The organism is Litorilinea aerophila, from assembly GCF_006569185.2.
Taxonomy (GTDB): Bacteria; Chloroflexota; Anaerolineae; order Caldilineales; family Caldilineaceae; genus Litorilinea; species Litorilinea aerophila.
Genome location: NZ_VIGC02000017.1, coordinates 71,559 through 90,853, shown reverse-complemented (window position 1 = coordinate 90,853; position 19,295 = coordinate 71,559). Strand labels below are relative to the sequence as shown.

Sequence of the window (19,295 nt, the reverse complement as noted above, 5' to 3'; positions counted from 1 at the left end):
AGAGGCTCTGCGTGCTCTGAGCCTGCCCTGCGCCCAGGGGGGCTCCCGGTCCGTTCCTTTGCATTCGGACGCGGAGCCGGTATCCCCAGATGCCGGGCCAGACGGGATGGAGCTGCATCTGAGGATGCTGACTCCCCAGCAAAAAGGGCATTTTTGAACGCAAGGGCACAAAGGCGCAAAGAAACACAGGAGCGAATCCCCCGAACCAGCGTCCATCTGCGTGGGTCAGCGTCCTCATTGGACCTTTTTGCAGCAGCGCCAAAGATAGTACTGTGAAATCCGTGGCTGGAGTCCGTCAAGAGAACGAAACAGGGAGGCAACCATGGAAACGCTGAAGGTTGGCTTCGTGGGCGCCGGTTTTATCGCCCGCTTTCAGGTGGAAGCCATCAAACAGGTCCGCAACGTGGAGATCGCCGGCGTGACTTCCCGCACCCGGGCCCATGCCGAGGCCCTGGGCCAGGCAGTGCGCGCCGCCGGCGTGGGGGACGGGGTGGTCTACGACAGCATCGCCGCCATGGCCCCCCACGTGGACGCCATCGCCATCTTCGCGCCCAACTTTGTGCGGGTGGAACTGATGGAAGAGATCGTGGAGGCGGTGAAGCAGGGGGCAGCCCTGAAGGGGGTCATCTGTGAGAAGCCCCTGGGCCGCAACGTGCGAGAGGCTCGCCGTCTGGTGGAACTGGCCCAGGAGGCCAACCTGCGCACCGCCTATTTCGAAAATCAGCTCTTCATGAAGCCCATGCGCGTCCAGCGGGCCCAGCTGGAGCCCCAGCAGCGCACCATGGGACCGCTGGTCCTGGCCCGCTCGGCCGAAGAGCACGGCGGTCCCCACGAAGCCTGGTTCTGGGATCCCACCCGCCAGGGGGGCGGCGTCCTTTCGGACATGGGCTGCCACAGCATTGCCGTGGGCTGGTACGCGTTGACGCCCCTGGGCAAGCCGCCCACCTTCCTCCAGCCCGTCTCCGTCTCGGCCGAAGTGGCCCTGCTCAAGTGGGGGCTGCCCGAGTGGCGCCAGCGGCTGCTGGATCGTTTCGGCGTGGACTACAGCAAGACCCCGGCGGAGGATTTCACCACCGGCATGATCACCTACCGCAACCCAGAGACCGGCCAGCTGGTGAAGGCCCAGTTCACCAACTCCTGGATGTTTGAAAAGCAGGGCCTGCGCCTCTTCATGGACGGCATGGGGCCGGGCTATGCCTTCGAGATCAACACCCTGGCCTCCAGCCTGCAGGTCTTCATCGGGGATGTGGCGGCCGACGCCATCGCCGACGCCGAGAAGGCGCTGGAGAAGGCCACCGCCTCCCGGGGGCTGCTGACGGTGCATCACAACGAGGCCGACCTCTACGGCTACACCGACGAGAACGTGGACGCGGCGGAGGCCTTCCTGGCCGGACGGGATGGTTTCCTGCCCTGGAGCTATGGCCTGGAGATCACAAAGCTGGTCATGGCCGCGTACATGGCCGCGGAGCGGCGCCAGACCATCGACTTGACCGATCCCCAGATCCAGGCCGAACTGGAGACTTACGTACCCCTTATCCAGCAGGGACGGGGGGCAGAGGTGTTGCCGGTGGTTTGAGGAATATACCGCTGAGCCGGGTAGAACCGGATGTCAGCGGCCTGACTCGGATTGGGGGAAAACGGCAACATACTCGGCAAAAGAACGGGACTTGGGAATGGGCAGATTGTCTTCCAGCAAACCTCGAATGTGCATTTCGATGGCCTCATGCATGTTGCGCGTGACCTGCTCACGAGTCTTGCCCGTTGCCACACAACCTGGCAGGTCGGGCGAATAGGCTGAGTAGTTGCCGTTTGCTTTTTCAACGACAATGAGAAAGCGATACATTGTTACCCACCCTTTCTGGGTTTCGGTAATTGTGCCTGCTTGAAGATGCTGTTCAGTGTACCGGGTGCCAAATCGTCACCCGGATGTCCAGCAATTGTGACCCGGCCTGGTTTGGTAGGATGCTTGTACTGGCGATGACTGCCTCGGGTAGCAACCAGATACCAGCCATCTTCTTCGATTAACCTGATCACATCACGAATCTTCATTGGTTAATTTTAGCATAGGTTGTGTTGGTGAAGGTGACTTTTGTTGCCGATTTACATCGCCACTGACCAAGGTACCAGTAAGGCCGTGCGTTCTACTGGTACCTGTGCCACGCACCATGGATTTCCGTCGCTACCGCTGTTCCGCTCGGCCTGTTGTCTCCCGCCGTACGGCCGGGGCCACCTGGGTGCCTAGCAGCTCGATGGCCCGCAGCACCTGGCGGTGGGGTAGGGTGCCCACGGTGAGCTGGAGCAAAAAACGCTCGTGGCCGAAGAGCTCGTACTGGAAGAGGATCTTCTCCACCACCTGCGCGGGACTGCCCACAAAGTCTGCCCCCCGCAGGGAGCGGGCTGCCTCGAACTGGGAGCGGGTGAGGGGTGGCCAGCCCCGCTCCCGGCCGATGCGGTCCATCTGCTGTTTGAAGGCCGGGAAGGCCGTGTCCGCTGCCTCCTGGGAATCGTCGGCCAGGAAGCCATGGGAGGCAATGCCCAGGCGAGGCGTGTGTCCCGTCTGCCGGCAGGCCTCCCGGTAGAGCTCGGCCAGGGGGACGAAGCGCTCGGGCAGGCCGCCGATGATGCCCAGGATCATGGGCAGGCCCAGGGCGCCGGCCCGCACCACGGACTGAGGCGTACCGCCCACGGCCACCCACACGGGCAGCGGATCCTGCAAGGGCCGGGGATAGACGCCCTGGTCCCTCAGGGGGGGCCGAAACCGCCCCGACCAGGTGATCCGCTCTGACTCCCGCAGCTTCAAGAGCAGGTCCAACTTTTCCTCAAACAGGGCGTCGTAGTCGTCCAGATCGTAACCGAAGAGGGGGAAGGATTCGACGAATGAGCCCCGCCCCACCATCACCTCCGCCCGCCCCTGGGAAATCAGGTCCAGGGTGGCAAACTGCTGGAAGACCCGCACCGGGTCGTCGGAACTGAGCACCGTCACCGCGCTGGTCAGGCGGATGTGGCGGGTGCGCGCGGCGGCCGCAGCCAGCACCACCGCCGGCGCGGAGACCACGTAGTCCGGGCGATGATGTTCGCCCACCCCGAAGACATCCAGCCCCACCTGGTCGGCCAGCTCAATCTCTTCCAACAGCCGCCGAATGCGCTCTGCCGGGCTGATCAACTGCCCCGTCTCCGGGTCCACCGTGCGGTCGCCAAAGCTGTAGATGCCGATCTCCATGCGTTCTCCTCTTGCTCATCGTCCCTGTTGATGGCGGATGATAACGGACCTGCCTGGATTCTACTGCAGAAGCCAGCGATATCACAGATTCCTACCTGTGCACGTGACTGTTCAGCAGCCCCTGTCCGGCCGGGAGACCGGACCTGCTTTGTGCGTCGCGGATGCCCCAGACGTAGGTCACGCATCCTTGCGTGACAGAGGTGCAGGTACCCCTGTCCGGCCGGGAGACCGGACCTACTTTGTGCGTCGCGGATGCCCCAGACGCAGGTCACGCATCCTTGCGTGACGGAGGCGCAGGTACCCCTGTCCGGCCGGGAGACCGGACCTGCTTTGTGCGTCGCGGATGCCCCAGACGCAGGTCACGCCTCCTTGCGTGACAGAGGCGCAGGTACTCCTGTCCGGCCAGGAGACCGGACTTGCTTTGTGCGTCGCGGATGCCCCAGACGCAGGTCACGCATCCTTGCGTGACAGAAGTGTTGCTGAAACCAAATCCCGGCCGTTCATGATTTTCTTGGGGCATAAACTGGCCAGGTGGCCAGGATCGATCCTGCGCGGCTGGCGGGCGTCCTGTCCGCCTGTTTGATGTAGATTGGCGCCAGATTTTCAATGCGGAGGAGGAAACCATGCCTGTGAAAAGTTATCTCGTGACGCCCGTACCCACCCAGATGGCAGCCCTGCGGACTGCCCTGGCCGCCATGCCCGAATGTGAAGTAATGCCCGCGACCAACCAGGAGTTGTTGATTTTAGTGACCGATACACCAGACGAAGATGCGGAAAAGCGGCTCGAACAGCGCCTGCTATCCCTGGATAGCCTCCAGTGCCTGGCCCTGGTCGCCGCCTACCGGGACGAGGAGTGAGGAGTTCACGATCATGATCACACGACGCGACTTGCTGAAGCGCATGGCCGGCGCCGCGGCCATGACCGCTGCCGCTGCCCTGGCGCCCAATGTGGCGTTCGCACGGTCCTTTCTCCCCGAGCCACAGGAGGCCCAGACGTTCCAGGACGATATCGTCTGGGACAAGGCGCCGTGCCGCTTCTGTGGCGTGGGCTGCGGCCTGCTCATCGGCGTGCGCAACGGCCGGGCCGTGGCCGTTAAGGGGGACCCCGACTCGCCCGTCAACAAAGGGCTGGCCTGTGTTAAAGGCTACCATTCCATCCTGGCCCTCTACGGCGAAGATCGCTTCAAGACCGCCTACGTCCGCCGCAACGGCCAACTGGAACCGGTGCCGGTCCAGGAAGCCCTGGATCTGGTGGCCCAGAAGATGCAGGAGACCATCGATAGCCACGGCAAGGACGCGGTGGCCATCTACGGCTCCGGCCAGTGGACCATCCCCGACGGCTACGTGGCGATCAAGCTCTTCAAAGGGCTCATCGGCACCAACAACGTGGAGGCCAACGCCCGCCTGTGCATGGCCAGCGCAGTCACCGGCTTCCTCACCACCTTTGGCCTGGACGAGCCCATGGGCAACTACGCCGACATCGACCATGCCGATGTCTTCGTGCTGTGGGGCAACAACATGGCCGAAATGCACCCGGTCCTTTTCTCCCGCATGTTGGAGCAGCGCCGGCTGCGCCCCCACGTGCAGATCATCGACCTGGCCACCCGCACCACCCGCACCAGCGTGGCCGCCGACCGCTCCATCCTCATGGCGCCCCAGAGCGACCTGGCCATCGCCAACGCCATCTGCTATGAGATCGTGCGCAACGGCTGGGTGGCCGAGGAGTTTGTGCGCCAGCATGTGGCCTTCAAGCAGGGCAAGACCCACATCGGCTACGGCCTGGAGGATCACTTCGCCTTCAACGACGAGATGACCGACATCACCTACGACCAGTTCGTGGCCTACCTGCAGGACTACACGCCCGAAAAGGTCTCGGCCCTGTCGGGGGTCTCCGTCGAGGATATCCAGTTTCTGGCCGCGCTCTACGGCGACCCCAACAAGCGGGTCACCTCCTTCTGGTGCATGGGCGTCAACCAGCACGTGCGGGGCACCTGGATGAACAACCTGATCTACAACATCCACCTGCTGACCGGCAAAATCGCCGAGCCGGGCAACAGCCCCTTCTCCCTCACGGGCCAGCCCAGCGCCTGCGGTACGGTGCGAGAGGTGGGCACCCTGACCCAGGCTTTGCCCGGCGGGCCGGTCACCAGCGAAGCTGCCCGCCAACAGGCCGCCGAGATCTGGGGCGTACCCGTGGAAAACATCCCCGACAAACCCACCTACCACACCGTGGAGATGTTCCGTGCCCTGGACCGGGGCGACATCCGCTTCATCTGGATCCAGGTCACCAATCCCATGGTCAGCCTGCCCAAGCTGAACCGCTACCGGGAGGGTGCCCTCAAGGAAGATCGCTTTGTGGTCGTCTCGGACGTCTACCCCACGCCCACCACCGACGTGGCCGACGTCATCCTGCCCTCGGCCATGTGGATTGAGCGCGAGGGCTTCTTCGGCAACTCGGAGCGGCGCACCCAACACTGGAACAAGATGGTGGAGCCGCCGGGCGAGGCCATGAGCGACACCTGGCAGCTGATCCAGGTGGCCCGGCGGCTGGGCTACGAACAGTGGTTCCCCTGGAGTGAGGAAGAACACATCCAGGCCATCTGGGAGGAGTACCGCCGCTTCCACGCCAACCCCAAGCACAACATGGCCCCCTACGAGGAGCTGAAGCGCCGCCCCGGCGTCATGTGGCCCTTCGTGGACGGCAAGGAGACCCTCTGGCGCTACAACGCCCGCTACGACCCGGTGGCCGCGGAACACGCCGATGATTTTTACTTCTACGGCAAGCCCGACGGCAAAGCGTGGCTCATCTTCCGCCCCTATGAACCGCCGGCCGAGGTGCCAGACCAGGAGTATCCCTTCTGGCTGAGCACCGGCCGGGTGCTGGAACATTGGCACACGGGCAGCATGACCCGCCGGGTCCCCGTACTGCACCGGGCCATGCCCCACGCCTACGTGGAACTGCACCCGGACGACGCCCGGGAGCTGGGCATCCGGGATGGCGACCTGGTGCGGGTTATCAGCCGTCGGGGCGCGGTTACCCTGCCGGCCCGGCTCAATTTCCGGGGCATTCCCGCCCGGCGCCAGGTCTTCGTGCCCTTCTTCGATGAGGCCATGCTCATCAACGAGGCGACCATCGACGCCTTCTGCCCCATCTCCAAGGAGCCGGATTATAAGAAGTGTGCCGTGCGCATCGAGAGGGTAGCCCCATGAGCCACGAGCCCGTGACCCCACCCGAACAGTCCTCCTCATGGCTGCGCACCCGATATCGCGTGATTTTCATCGGGCTGGCCGTGATTTTGATGGCGGCCATGGCCTATGTGGTGGGCACCAGCTGGCTTGCCGGTCAGGCCGAGGCCGAGATTGAGCCGGCGGCGGTGGTTGCCGAAGCGCCGGCTCGGCCCGAACGCCAGCATGTGGAGGCCGGCAGCCTCTACGCGCTGGAAGAGATGCGGGACACTTACAACCCACACGCGCCGGCCATGGGGCAGCCGCGTACGCTGGACGTCTACTACGCCCGGCGCGCCTACGATGGGGCACCGCCCTGGATTCCCCACACCGTGGAGGATGCCATGGCTGTTGGCGGCGCCAGCTGCCTCCAGTGCCATGCCACGGGCGGCTACGTGCCGCCCATGGGCGCCTATGCGCCCCGGGTGCCCCATCCCGAGCTGACCAGTTGCACCCAATGCCATGTGCCGGCGTTGACCCCAGGCGACGACCTGTTTGTCTCCAATGGGTTCACACCGGCACCGCCGCCAGCCCTGGGCCAGGAGGCCTATCCGGGCGCGCCGCCGCCTGTGCCCCACGAGATCACGCCCCAAATGCGGGAAAATTGCGCTGCCTGCCACATCGGCCCGGCCGCGCCAGCCGAAATTCGCACCGACCACCTGGAGCGTGACCACTGTCTCCAATGCCACGTGCCCAACCGCACCGACGGTGTTTGGGAACGAGAGGAGGCACGTCCATGACGAAGAAGCGTGTGTGGCTGCTGGCTGCCCTGATGGCGGCCCTCTGGCTGGGCGCCTGCTCCGGGGCCCAGGCGCCGCTACGGGAGTCCCGGCTGGAAGACGTTTTGCACCACGCCGATGCCCCCGTGACCCCGGACGTGAGCCGCCTGCCGGCGCTGGCCACCGAACGGTATCAGTTGCTGCAGCTGCCTGCCGGCGCGGAGGACGAGGTGCCCGGTGAGGTGTATGTGCTCACGCGCACCGATGACCTGACGGCGTTCCCCTGTTCCCAGTGCCATGTCCAGCCATTGGAGGCGCTCCGCAGCCAAAGTGAGGTGGAGGGACGCCTGAACCATTGGGACATCACCCTCGACCACGCGAACCAGGCCACCATGACCTGCGCCACCTGTCATCAGGTGGATGGCGACATGGATACCCTGCAGACCCTGACCGGGCAGAGCGTGGCGTTTGATGCCAGCTATGGGGTCTGTGCCCAGTGTCACGCCACCCAGTTCGAGGATTGGCTGGGCGGGGCCCATGGCAAACAGGTCCAGGGTTGGGCACCGCCCCGGGTGATGCAGGGGTGTGTCGATTGTCACAACCCGCACCAGCCCCAGTGGGATGTTCGCTGGCCGGCCGTACCGCCGAAGCAGTACCAGGAAGGAGAATGAAGATGGGAACAGCCAAGCGACCTGAGGAAACCCCGGGGTGGATCCCTGCCGGCGAAGGCCCCGGCAACCCCCGACCCAGCGCCGAGGAGATCGGCGTGCGTGACCTGGTGCGCCGCATGTTCTCCAAATACCAGGTCGATGATGTGGACGTGGCCCAGGTGCCCCAGGAAGCCAGGCCCTACACGTGGGACGAGCTGAAGCGGATGTTCAACCTGGGCGATGAGGCCGAGGCGACGGCCGGGGTCGAATTGCCTGCCCACGAGCCGCCCACCCAATCCCGCCTGGAGCATCTCTTGAGTCGCCAGGTGGATCGGCGCACTGCCATCAAGCTGTTGGCCATGGGCATGGTGCTGGGCTTCGGCTTTCTGCAGGCGGCCTGCACGCCCCTGCTCCCCTTCGCCCGGGGAGACGAACATGCCCGGGAGATGGCCGAGCTCAAGCTGGAGGAGTACTTCAAACGCAATTACCGCCTGATGACCGACGAAGAGAAGCGGGAGACCATCCAGCGGCTGGAGCGGCTCTACGAACTGGAAACGGGCACCCGTCCTGAGATCTCCATGGAGGGGCCCCGTGAGAATGTGCTCTATGGCTATGCCTTCAACATCTCCAAGTGCCGCGGCTACCTGGAGTGCGTCAAGGCCTGTGTCCAGGAGAACAACCAGGATCGCAGCACCGATATGCGCTACATCCGCATCCACGAGATCCCGGGTAGCGAGTTCAGCATGGAGCGGGCCGACGATTCCTTCTACCACGAAGTGCCGGCGGAAGGGCACATGTATGTGGGCACCCAGTGCTTCCACTGCGACAACCCGCCCTGCGTGGAAGTGTGCCCTGTGCAGGCCACCTGGCGGGAAGAGGATGGCATCGTGGTGGTGGACTACGACTGGTGCATCGGCTGCCGCTACTGCCAGGCCGCCTGTCCCTACGACGGTCGCCGCTTCAACTGGAAGACCCCCCACATCCCTGAAGATGAGGTCAATCTCAACCAGCACTACCTGGGCAACCGCCTGCGCAAGAAGGGGGTGATGGAAAAATGCACCTTTTGCATCCAGCGCACCCGCCAGGGGCGCCTGCCCGCCTGCGTGGAAGCCTGCCCCACCGGCGCCCGGGTCTTTGGCAACCTCCTGGACCCCAACAGCGAAATTCGCTGGATCCTGGAGAATAAAAAGGTCTTCCGCCTTAAAGAAGATCTGGGTACCGAGCCCAAGTTCTGGTACTACATGGACTGAGGGAGGAGGAGGGAGCGAATGCGAACCGTGGGGGCTTTTTTCCGCGATGCCCTGGACAACGTCACCGCCGGTAGCCTGGGTTACCACCTTTGGATGGGCTTCCTGACCTTTCTGATGCTCCTGGGCGCGTATGCCTACAGTGTGCAGCTCCGGGAAGGGCTGATCGTGACCGGCATGTACGACTATGTGAGCTGGGGGCTCTACATCTCCAATTTCACCTTCCTGGTCGGCGTGGCGGCGGCGGCGCTCATGCTGGTCCTGCCCACCTACGTCTTCCAGGATACGGACTTCGTGCGAGCGGTACTCTTTGGGGAAGGCATGGCTGTGGCCGCGCTCATCATGTGCCTGGCCTTTGTGGTTGTGGACATGGGCGGGCCGGCTCGCCTCTGGCACATGATCCCCATCATTGGCATCTTCAACTGGCCCCGCTCCATGCTCACCTGGGACGTGATTGTGCTCAACGTCTACCTCGTCATCAACCTGACCGTGCCCTTTTACATCCTCTACCATCACTACCAGGGACGCAAGCCCAACCCCAGGGTCTACCTGCCGGGCGTGGTGCTCTCCCTCTTCTGGGCCGTGGGCATCCACCTGGTCACGGCCTTCCTCTACGCAGGCCTGCCAGCCCGGCCCTTCTGGAATTCGTCCCTGTTGGGCCCCCGCTTTCTGGCTTCTGCCTTCGCGGCCGGCCCGGCGCTGATGATCCTGATCCTGACGGTCATCAACCGCACCACGCCCTACACCATCACCGCGAGCACCATCCAGAAACTGAGCCTGGTGGTCACCGGCGCAGCCCAGGTGAACCTCATCATGCTGGTCTCTGAGATGTTCAAGGAGTTCTACTGGCCCACAGAGCATAGCAAGAGCGCCATCTACCTCTTCTTCGGGCTGGATGGACACAGCGCCCTGGTCCCGTGGATGTGGACTTCGCTGGGCCTGACTGCCGTGGCCACCGCCGTACTGACCGTCCCCGCGCTGCGCCGGCGCAGACCGGTGCTGCTGGCCTGCTCGGCCCTCCTCTTCGTGGGCATCTGGATTGAGAAGGGCATGGGGCTGATCGTGCCGGGCTTCGTCCCCGAACCCTGGGGACGCATTTTTGTCGAATATTCGCCCACCTGGGTCGAGTGGACGGTCACCCTGGGCATTTGGGCCCTGGGCGCGTGGGTCTTCACCCTGTTGACCAAAGTGGCTGTGGGCGTCGAGCTGCGCTACCAGCAGTCCCATTAGTAAATTCCGGCAGAAATTCGCCGACAGTTCCCACCAGAGGTAGGGTACCCAGAGGGCACCCGGAATTTCTGCCGGGATCCGGGATATTGACGCCAGACTGTACTGGTCCGGGCGCATCCTGGCATGACAGGGGGGTAGGGAAGGCTCTGCCCCCCGATCTTTTTGGATTACACCCGCGCACTCCCCAATGTTGTGACAGCATCCAGGCCATGATATGATCGACCTTGTGCCCTGGCGCCCACATTCGCCCAGGGCTGGGATCGGCTGTTGACAAACCGTCATTGGCAGACTGTCATTGGCACTCGTTTGTCTCTGTCTATGGCCACATGGACGACTGAAGCAAATCCTTGCCTGAGCTGTGGAGCCTGTTGTGCGTACTTTCGGGTGTCGTTTTACTGGGGGGAAGGGGATGACGTGGAGGGGGGCACAGTCCCCGTCGCGTTGACCGTCCAGGTGAGCCCCTGGCGCCGGGCCATGCGGGGCACGGAGCAGCCCCACCCCCGCTGTATTGCCCTGGAAGGGGAAATCGGCCGCTGCGTCCGGTGTGCCATCTACGAGCGTCGCCCTTCGGTCTGCCGGGAGTTCACCATCTCCGGCCAGGATGGCCGCCGCAACGAGCTGTGTGACCGGGCGCGCCAGGCCTGGGGACTGCCGCCCCTGGGCGAGACAGAGGGCCAGGAGCGCCCGGCTGCCGAAGGGGCGGGGCCCCAGCCCGAACACCTCCCGTCTGGCCCCTGGAGGTCGCCGGCGCCCGGCGATTTTGCCCCTGACCAGGTGAACGTCATCCCACCGACCCCGCCCCAGCCGGTGGCCGCCTGAATCCGGCTGGCGCGCAAGGGGAGCCCAGGCGCCCCCTGATGGCGATGGAATGTCGGGCGCCACCCACATACACGGACGAGATCCAGCCTCTGGCGACAGGGCTTTGAGGCCTGTTGCCGCCATCTCTCTTGCAGGAAACCTGAACGATGGCCACGATTCAACAGATCGAAGTCTTCCCCGTGCGCCTGCCCATGATCCGGACCTTTACCTTTGCCTCCGGCTCAGCCGGTTCGGCAGGCGGCACCGCCCCCCACGTCTTCGTCAAGATCACCGACAGCGAGGGCCATGTGGGCTGGGGCGAAGGCCGCCCCGTCCCCCAGTGGTCCTACGAGACCCTGGAGACGGTGGCTTCCACCATTCGCCACCATCTGGCCCCGGCCATCGTCGGCCTGCCGGTGACCGATCGCTGGGAGCTCCAGCGCCGCCTCTTCCGGGCCATCGGCCGGGGGCCCAGCACCGGCCAGCCCATCGCCAAGGCCGCGGTGGACATGGCCGTCCATGACCTCTGCGCCAAAGCCGCCAACATGACCCTGCGCGCCTTCCTGGGCGGCAGCGACCAACGGGACACCGTGGCCCTGAGCTACACCCTGACCGGCCATGACGCTGCATCCATCCGCAGCGAGATGGCCGCGGGCAAGGCTGAAGGCTTCATCCACTTTAATTTCAAGGCCGCGGTGGCCCCGGAGACGGACATCGAGGTGGCGGAGACGGTACGGGCGGAGATCGAGCCGGGGGGCTTTCTCTGGGCTGATGCCAACCAGGGCTTCGAACTCCACGCGGCCCGGCGGGTGGCCCAGGCCTTCGAGGCCATCGGCGTGGATGTGCTGGAGCAGCCCCTGCCCGCCGACCAGTTCCACCAGATGCGCGCCCTGCGCCAGAGCACGGCCATCCCCCTGGCGGTGGACGAGGCCAGCGTCAGCCCGGCCGATTTCTTCCACTACGCCGCGGCCGGCCTGGTGGATTACCTGGTCATCAAAGTGACCCGCAGCGGTGGCATCTGGCCTACCCTCCAGCAGATGGGCGTGGCCGCCGCAGCCGGCCTGCCCCTGCTGGTCAGCGGCCTCACCGATGGCTTCCTCACCAAGGTGGCCGTCTGCCAGGTGGCCCTGGCCTTTGGCTTCAACGGGCCGGCTGCCCTCAACGGCAGCCAGTTCACCGACGAATCGCTCCTCTTCCCCCACAAGGCCCAGATGGAGTACGGCGGCGCCGTCCACCTGACTGACCGGCCGGGCATCGGCGTCGAGCCCGATGAGGAGGCCCTGCGGGACTTGAGCCGCCAGGCCCAACGGTCGTCCATCTGGCTGCCGTCGCCGTGAGAGCCGGCACCAAGGAGCATCCCTGGATTTGCATCATCCGTTCCCGGCAGACAGAGAAAGGATAGGCCATGACACCACCCACACCGCTCCAGGTCTTAACCGCCGCCGTGGACAGTTACACGCCCTACCTGCAGCCATCCGGCGAGCTGATCGACCCCTTCTTCGCCGAGCCGACCCAATACGGCACACCCTATCATGCCCTCTGCCAGGCAGTGCTGGCCGCCAGGGGAGAACCCGTGGCCCGGAGCTGGCGCATGGACAACGCTGCCCGGGGGCTGGACGCTTCCCTGCGCCACGTGTCCGACCCGAGCCTGCCGGCCACCGCCTCCACCATGCACCGGGCTACCGGCGCGGTGCGCCGCCTCAACCATCGGGACTTCTTCTGGCCGCCCATTCTGAAGACCTACCGGATCTTGCTGGACGAGGGCAACGAACGCTCGGCTGACTTTGCCCGCCGCATCGCGGCCGTGAAGATCCCAGATGCCTTTGCCAGCCAGCCGCCCTCCAACTGGGCCATGGTCTGGCTCTCCGGTGAATGGCTGCGCATCCGGGAAGGGCTTTCCGGCTATACGCTAGACGACATCGACCGCTGGCTGGAGATCTTTTTCTCCAGCCACATCCTGGTGGACATGGGCCTTTACCAGGAGCCAGGACATCCCAACTCCTACGACCTCTTCACCCGCTACCACCTGGCCGATATCCTGGTCAATGGCTACAATGGCCAGTGGCGTACCGCCATGGAGGAGCTCATGGTGACCGGCCTGCGCCGGAGCCTGGCTGTGCAGCTTTCGGATGGCTCCCTGGCCTCGGCCTATCGCAGCACCGGCCAGACCTGGACCCTGGGCGTCCAGTGTGCCTACTTCACCCTGGCCGCCAACTTCCTGGCCGGGCGGGATGGGGCGCTGAGCGAGCAGGCCCGTCAGGCCGCCCGCCGGGCCTTTGCCTCCTTCCTCCGCTGGCAGCGACCGGACGGCCCCTACAGCCCAGTGGAAAATCTGTTGCCGCCTGCCTACCGGGTGGGCTACGAGTCCTACACGGCCGATGGCCACTACGCCAACCTGGCCATGGCCTTCCTGGCCGTGGCCATCCTCAACGGCTTCAACGATTCCCCCCTGACGCCAGAGGAGGCCGACCGCGCGCCCACGGCCCTCATCGAAGGCGATCCCACCTACCGGGCCATCGCCCACGCGGGCCCCTACAGCGCCCACCTGAATGCCTTCCCCTCCCCCCGTTACGACGGTTTCGGGCTGGTGGACGTCACCTTTGGCGTCGGCCGCCGTTTTCACTTTGTCTCCAGCGTGCGGCACCTGGCCGAGCCAGGCTTCTACAACCTGGGGTTGGCCGTGCGCCAGGAGCCCGGCCGGTCGGAACTGCGGGTGCTGGCCCAGGAAGATCCCCGCCCCATCGGCCCCATCGAACCAGGCCCCACGCCGGCCAGCTTTCAGGTCCAGGCCCGGGTTAAGGGCAGCCCCTACCCCTACACCCTGGCCCTCCAGGTGGACGCGGAGAGCGGTCTTCAGGTGGAGGAGGCAACACCCGGCCTGGTGGGCTACAAGACCCTGCTGGTGCCCTACCTGCGGGATGGGGGCTGGGGAGAGACCACCCAGGTGGAGATCCAGATCGCCGAGCGCCACGCGACCCTGGCCTTCCGCCTGGGCGAGGAGGTGGTGACGGTGGAAGTGGACGGCGCGGTGGATCACATCCTCCACTTCCCCTATGGCTATGAGAATCGTCGGGGGCTCTGCGGCCTGATCCGGGTGGATCTGGCCGATCCCTGCGAGGGGGTTCGGTATCAGCTCCGTCGCATCAGTTGACCCACAGCGGAGCTGGTCGGCGGGGGGATGGGTGCTGCCGGCAGGCCAACGCCGCCGACAGCACCCGGAGGAAGTTTACTGGCTCTTGCCGATGCGAACCCGCCAGACTTCAGGGCCCTCTTCCAGGTACTCCCAGGTGAACTGCCCCTCCCGCTCGAAGGAAAACTGGTAAAAGAGGGGCTTGGGATCATGGTCGTTGACCAGGATGAAGCCCTCCCCGGCGGCCAGCCGGTCGAAGGTGTTGAAGATCAGCGGGTGGCGCTCCCGGGGAGCGATGGTGCGGACATCCAGGACGATGCTTTCTGTCGGCTGGGACATGATTGTCTCCTTTCTGCGTGGCTGCCTTTCTAACTTCCGGCAGATCTGTGCCGTTATCCTTTGACATGGGCCAGTATAGACAGCCGACGCTTCCAGGGCTGTGACTTAAGTCCCAGCTGCAATCGGTGGTAGCTGAGGGATATAGCTGAGGGACACAGAGAGAACGCAAGATGCATGAATCGACCCATCGTGACCACTATCACATGACGCCCGAGGAATTTCGCCGCTATGGTCGGGCCGTGGTGGACTGGATCGCGGACTACTACGAGCGGGTGGAGTCCTTCCCTGTCCTGGCCCAGGTGGAGCCGGGCCAGATCCGGGCGTCCCTGCCGGCGGAGCCGCCCCAACAGGGCGAACCATTCGACGCCATCCTGGCGGATGTGGAACGGGTGATCCTCCCCGGCATCACCCACTGGCAGTCGCCCAACTTCTTCGCCTTCTTCCCCGCCAACGCCTCGGGACCCTCCATCCTGGCCGAGCTCCTCTCCGCCGGGCTGGGCGTGCAGGGCATGCTGTGGGCCACCAGCCCGGCCTGCACCGAGCTGGAAACCCACGTCCTGGACTGGCTGGTGCAGATGTTGGACCTGCCGGCCCATTTCCTGTCCACCTCGAACGGCGGCGGTGTCATCCAGGATTCGGCCTCCAGCGCGTCCCTCTGTGCCCTGCTGGCTGCCCGGGAGCGGGCCACCCACTTCGAGAGCAACGCCCGGGGCTGTGACGGCCGCCTGGTGGCCTACGTCTCTTCCCAGACCCATTCCTCGGTGGAGAAGGCGGTGAAGATCGCGGGGCTGGGCGCGGAGAACCTGCGCGTGATCCCTGTGGACGAGACCTTCTCCATGCAGCCCGAGGCCCTGGCCCGTCAGATCCAGGAGGACCGGCGCCGGGGGCTGGTGCCCTGCTTTGTGGCGGCCACCGTGGGCACCACCTCGTCCCACGCGGTGGATCCCCTGCCCGCCATCGGCCGCATCTGCCAGGCGGAGAACGTCTGGCTCCATGTGGATGGGGCCATGGCCGGCACCGCGGCCCTCTGCCCCGAGTTTCGCCACATCCACGACGGGCTGGAGCTGGCCGACAGCTACTGCTTCAACCCCCACAAGTGGATGTTCACCAACTTCGACTGTAGCTGCTTCTACGTCCGGGATCGCCAGGTGCTCATCCGCACCCTGAGCGTGCTGCCCGAGTACCTGCGCAACCAGGCCACCGAGTCCGGCGCGGTCATCGACTACCGGGACTGGCAGATTCCCTTGGGGCGGCGCTTTCGGGCGCTGAAGCTCTGGTTCGTCATCCGCCACTACGGCGTCCAGGGGCTGCAACACCACATCCGCCGCCATGTGGCCCTGGCCCAGGAATTCGCCCGTTGGGTCCAGGCTGACCCCCGCTTCGAGCTGGCGACGCCCGCCCCCCTCAACCTGGTCTGCTTCCGCCACCGGGCGGGCGACGAGATCAACCAGCAACTGCTGGATCGGCTCAACCGCAGCGGGCGCCTCTACCTGACCCACACCCGGTTGGATGGCCGGCTCACCCTGCGCATGAGCATCGGCCAGACCCACACCGAGCGCCGCCATGTGGAGCAGGCCTGGTCCCTCATCACCGGCCTGGCCGACGAGCTAACCCCATCCGCCGACCGGGCCGCCGGCGACGCTACGGCCCGGTAAATCCCGGCGGGGGCGCTACGTTCACCACACTATCTTTAGGAGACATCTTTAGGAAACATCTTTAGGAGACAGCCATCATGGACAGCTTCTTTCAAGCCTTCTACGACCAACTGGCCCAGATCCACAGCGCCATGATCCAGGCCATCGACGGGCTACCTCAGGAAGCCCTGGACTGGGAGCCGGGCCCGGGCATGAACTCCTGCGCCGTGCTGGTGGTCCACACCGCCGGCGCGGAGCGCTACCTGATCGGCGAGATCATCGGCCAGGACCCGGCCCAGCGGGACCGGGACGCGGAGTTCCGCACCCGGGGGCTGGACGCAGCGGCCCTGCGCCAGCGGCTGGACGAAGTCCTGGCCCACAGCCGGGGGGTACTGGAAGGGCTCACCCGGGATGATCTGGATCGCCCCTGTCCCTCGCCCCGTCACCGGCGTACCTTCACCGTGGCTTCGGCCCTGCTCCACAGCCTGGACCACGCGGCCACTCACCTGGGCCACATCCAGATGGCGCGCCAGCTCTGGGAACAGCGCCAGGCCGACGCGGGGTAAGTGGGGAACAGTGACGGTTTTTGCAGGCCCGGCCTCCCGCCGGACCTGGTGCCAGGCCCTGGGTGAGCGGCGGAAAGGGGACCCGTCGCAGGGATGAGCTGCCTGGCGAGGCCCCGATTTCCGTAGGCCCGGCCTCCTGGCCGGACCTGGTGCCAGCCCCTGGCGGGTGCAGGAAAGGCGACGCAGGCACAGCATCGTTTCATTCAGCAGCAGGAGGTCACCATGACAACCACCATGAGCAGACGGGAGCGGCTGGAAGCCATCTTTGCCGGGGAGGCGGTGGATCGGCCGGCCGCGGCCCTGTGGCGCCATTGGCCGGTGGACGACCTGCGGGGCGACGCCCTGGCCCGGGCCACCCTCACCTTCCAGCGCACCTATGACTTCGACTTCGTGAAGGTGACGCCCAACTCCAACTACTGCGTCACCGGCTACGGTGCCCAGGCCCACTGGGAAGGCAACGGCGAAGGGACCTACGTGTGGGACCGGCGGGTCATCCAGGAGCCAGAGGACTGGACCCGGCTGCGGCCCCTGGACCCGCGCGCCGGCCTTCAGGGGGAGGTGCTGGAGGCCAACGCCCTCATCGGCCGGGAGCTGGGCCAGGAAGTCCCCTTCATCCAGACCATCTTCAACCCTCTGGCCCAGGCCAAAAACCTGGCCGGCGACCGGCTCCTGGCCCACCTGCGCCAGTACCCGGACGCGGTCAAAGAAGGCCTGGCCGTGATCACCGAGTCCATCCTGCGCTTCGTGGCCGAGCTCAAAAGCACCGGCGCGGCCGGCATCTTCCTGGCTGTACAACACGCCAGCTACGATCTCCTCACCGAGGCCGAGTACCGGGAATTCTGCCGCCCCCTGGACCTGCAGATCCTGGACGCGACCGAGGGCATGTGGTTCAACCTGGTCCACCTGCACGGCACCCACGTCATGTTCGACCTGGTGGCCGACTACCCGGCCCAGGTCATCAACTGGCACGACCAGGAGACGCCCCCCTCCCTGGCAGAGGCCCTCTCCCGCACCCGGATGGCTCTGTGCGGCGGGCTGCGCCAGTGGGAGACCCTGGTGCGGGGCACGCCGGAGGGGGTCCAGGCCGAGGCCCAGGCCGCGCTGGCGGCCACCGGCGGGCGCCGCTTCATCCTGGGCACCGGCTGCGTGACGCCCATCATCGCGCCCACGGGCAACATTCTGGCTGTACGCCAGGCCGTGGAGACCGCCCGGGGCTAGTAAATCCCGGCAGAAATTCGCCGATCGGGCCAGAGGCCCGCGGCATGGCCGATCGGGCCTCTGGCCCGCGGCATGGCCGATCGGGCCTCTAGCCCGCGGCTTCGCCGATCGGGCCTCTGGCTCGCGGCATAGCCGATCGGGCCTCTAGCCCGCGGCTTCGCCGATCGGGCCTCTGGCCCGCGGCATAGCCGATCGGGCCTCTGGCCCGCGGCATAGCCGATCGGGCCTCTGGCCCGCGGCATAGCCGACCGTTTCCACCAGAGATCGTGCCGCCGAATTTCTGCCGTGGTATTTACGCCAGACTGTACTAGCCGGCCACCGGGGTGGTCAGCTCCGCCTCCAGCCGTCGGACCGTGGCCGTGACATTGCCCAGGCAACAGCTTCCCTGGGGATTGCGGATCTCGCAGGCGCACTGGCCGGCGGCGATCCCCGCCTGGATGGCCTCCACCACCGAGCTCTGGCCCTGGGCCAGCAGCTCCTGGCGGATGCTCCCCGGCGTATGGCGGAAGCAGTAGCAGACGAATACCTGGTCGGCTGTCGGGTGCTTCTGGTGGACCTGTTCCCGCAGCTCCTCCTCGCCGTATACCTCCTGGCCGTCGGTGGAAAAGTAGACCACGGGGCAGTCGGGCGTCCGGCAGAAGCGGTACGCCTGGGCCCGCAGTTGCTCCAGGCTGACGGCCAGGAGGGCCTTGACCGTCAGGGTATCCACCTTTTTGCCCTTGCTGCCGCAGCGGGGGCATTGCACCTGTTCCCCGGTGGCCGGGGTTTCCGGTTGGACGGCGCAGGAGCCGTGCTGGGCTTCGGCCTGGGGATCTCTGGGGGGTGCGGTATTGCAACACTGGCTCATTGTTCTTTCACTCCTGTCCATGCCTGGGATTCCAGCGCTTCCAGGATGGGGCATTCCCCGTCCGGGCCGCCCTGCTCACAGGCGGCGATGAGTCGGACCAGGGCATCCCGCATCTTCTGGAGCGACCGGATCTTCTCCTCCATCTCTGCCACCTTGCGTTCGGCCCGGCGGCGCACCTCCTGGCAGGAGGTCTGGGCATCCACCCGCAGGGCCAGCAACTCCCGGATCTCTTCCAGGGTGAAACCCAGGCCCTGGGCCTCCTTGATGAAACGCAGCCGCACCACGCTCTCCGGCTGGTAGAGGCGATAGCCCGACTCGGTGCGGGGGGGCGGTGGCAGCAGCCCCACCCGTTCGTAGTAGCGGACCGTCTCCACATGGACGCCGGCCTGCGTGGCCACCTTGCCGATGGTCAGTCCTGGCATACGTACTCCTTTCCTTGTCTTCTACGGACACCTGCAGGCCAGTTTACACC

At 65.6% G+C, this 19,295-nt stretch carries 19 protein-coding genes; 13 read left to right on the top strand and 6 right to left on the bottom strand.

The features are described 5' to 3' along the window. Positions 1-322: 322 nt before the first annotated feature. Positions 323-1,576 carry a Gfo/Idh/MocA family protein gene (locus tag FKZ61_RS13990; RefSeq protein ID WP_141610744.1) on the top strand — a complete coding sequence of 418 codons (1,254 nt, stop codon included), beginning with the start codon at positions 323-325 and terminating at the stop codon, positions 1,574-1,576. 33 nt (positions 1,577-1,609) lie between these two features. Here the strand turns inward: FKZ61_RS13990 and FKZ61_RS13985 are convergent, their stop codons facing one another. The 3 genes from FKZ61_RS13985 to FKZ61_RS13975 form a co-directional block, all read right to left on the bottom strand. Further along, entirely contained in the window at positions 1,610-1,843 is a 234-nt protein-coding gene (locus tag FKZ61_RS13985) for a type II toxin-antitoxin system HicB family antitoxin (protein WP_141610743.1), read from the bottom strand. 2 nt (positions 1,844-1,845) lie between these two features. Continuing rightward, positions 1,846-2,049, bottom strand: a complete 204-nt coding sequence (locus FKZ61_RS13980; RefSeq protein ID WP_141610742.1) for a type II toxin-antitoxin system HicA family toxin — start codon at positions 2,047-2,049, stop codon at positions 1,846-1,848. A 130-nt stretch (positions 2,050-2,179) separates the two neighbouring features. Then, a complete protein-coding gene (locus FKZ61_RS13975) occupies positions 2,180-3,220 on the bottom strand; it encodes an LLM class flavin-dependent oxidoreductase (protein ID WP_141610741.1) in 1,041 nt (346 codons plus the stop codon). 623 nt (positions 3,221-3,843) lie between these two features. On the opposite strand from FKZ61_RS13975, the gene FKZ61_RS13970 reads away from it, so the two are divergent. From FKZ61_RS13970 to FKZ61_RS13930, 9 genes are all read left to right on the top strand, one after another. Then, the gene (locus FKZ61_RS13970) at positions 3,844-4,077 is read left to right on the top strand and encodes a chaperone NapD (RefSeq protein WP_141610740.1); all 234 of its coding nucleotides are present in this window, start codon (positions 3,844-3,846) and stop codon (positions 4,075-4,077) included. 13 nt (positions 4,078-4,090) lie between these two features. Next, complete coding sequence (locus FKZ61_RS13965) at positions 4,091-6,430, top strand: molybdopterin-dependent oxidoreductase (RefSeq protein WP_141610739.1); 2,340 nt, start codon at positions 4,091-4,093, stop codon at positions 6,428-6,430. Next, positions 6,427-7,185: a nitrate reductase cytochrome c-type subunit gene (locus FKZ61_RS13960; RefSeq protein ID WP_141610738.1), complete on the top strand. Its 759-nt coding sequence runs from the start codon at positions 6,427-6,429 to the stop codon at positions 7,183-7,185. The genes FKZ61_RS13965 and FKZ61_RS13960 overlap by 4 nt, the downstream gene beginning before the upstream one ends. Further along, positions 7,182-7,835, top strand: a complete 654-nt coding sequence (locus FKZ61_RS13955) for a hypothetical protein (protein ID WP_141610737.1) — start codon at positions 7,182-7,184, stop codon at positions 7,833-7,835. Before FKZ61_RS13960 ends, FKZ61_RS13955 begins: the two co-directional genes overlap by 4 nt. A gap of 338 nt (positions 7,836-8,173) precedes the next feature. Then, entirely contained in the window at positions 8,174-9,064 is an 891-nt protein-coding gene (locus FKZ61_RS13950) for a 4Fe-4S dicluster domain-containing protein (RefSeq protein WP_407659921.1), read from the top strand. Between the two features lie 18 nt (positions 9,065-9,082). Then, positions 9,083-10,291 (top strand): sulfate reduction electron transfer complex DsrMKJOP subunit DsrP, encoded by a 1,209-nt coding sequence (gene dsrP / locus FKZ61_RS13945; RefSeq protein ID WP_141610736.1) that lies wholly within the window; start codon positions 9,083-9,085, stop codon positions 10,289-10,291. Between the two features lie 318 nt (positions 10,292-10,609). Then, positions 10,610-11,110, top strand: coding sequence for a YkgJ family cysteine cluster protein (locus tag FKZ61_RS13940; protein ID WP_141610735.1), 501 nt, complete (start codon positions 10,610-10,612; stop codon positions 11,108-11,110). 146 nt (positions 11,111-11,256) lie between these two features. After that, on the top strand, positions 11,257-12,426 hold the full coding sequence (locus FKZ61_RS13935; protein ID WP_141610734.1) for a mandelate racemase/muconate lactonizing enzyme family protein: 1,170 nt from the start codon (positions 11,257-11,259) through the stop codon (positions 12,424-12,426). Positions 12,427-12,494: 68 nt separating this feature from the next. Further along, a complete protein-coding gene (locus tag FKZ61_RS13930; protein ID WP_141610733.1) occupies positions 12,495-14,240 on the top strand; it encodes a hypothetical protein in 1,746 nt (581 codons plus the stop codon). 75 nt (positions 14,241-14,315) lie between these two features. Here the strand turns inward: FKZ61_RS13930 and FKZ61_RS13925 are convergent, their stop codons facing one another. Then, entirely contained in the window at positions 14,316-14,558 is a 243-nt protein-coding gene (locus FKZ61_RS13925) for a DUF2249 domain-containing protein (RefSeq protein ID WP_211358560.1), read from the bottom strand. Between the two features lie 203 nt (positions 14,559-14,761). Here FKZ61_RS13925 and FKZ61_RS13920 point away from each other — a divergent pair, with 203 nt between their 5' ends. The 3 genes from FKZ61_RS13920 (at position 14,762) to FKZ61_RS13905 (ending at position 17,976) form a co-directional block, all read left to right on the top strand. After that, on the top strand, positions 14,762-16,213 hold the full coding sequence (locus tag FKZ61_RS13920; RefSeq protein WP_141610774.1) for a pyridoxal-dependent decarboxylase: 1,452 nt from the start codon (positions 14,762-14,764) through the stop codon (positions 16,211-16,213). Positions 16,214-16,290: 77 nt separating this feature from the next. Further along, entirely contained in the window at positions 16,291-16,758 is a 468-nt protein-coding gene (locus FKZ61_RS13910; RefSeq protein WP_141610732.1) for a DinB family protein, read from the top strand. 222 nt (positions 16,759-16,980) lie between these two features. Further along, the gene (locus FKZ61_RS13905) at positions 16,981-17,976 is read left to right on the top strand and encodes a uroporphyrinogen decarboxylase family protein (protein WP_141610731.1); all 996 of its coding nucleotides are present in this window, start codon (positions 16,981-16,983) and stop codon (positions 17,974-17,976) included. Positions 17,977-18,283: 307 nt separating this feature from the next. On the opposite strand, the gene FKZ61_RS13900 is transcribed toward FKZ61_RS13905, so the two are convergent. Further along, entirely contained in the window at positions 18,284-18,823 is a 540-nt protein-coding gene (locus FKZ61_RS13900) for a putative iron-sulfur cluster-binding metallochaperone (protein WP_170199725.1), read from the bottom strand. After that, positions 18,820-19,245: a heavy metal-responsive transcriptional regulator gene (locus FKZ61_RS13895; protein WP_141610730.1), complete on the bottom strand. Its 426-nt coding sequence runs from the start codon at positions 19,243-19,245 to the stop codon at positions 18,820-18,822. The genes FKZ61_RS13900 and FKZ61_RS13895 overlap by 4 nt, the downstream gene beginning before the upstream one ends. Positions 19,246-19,295 lie beyond the last annotated feature (50 nt).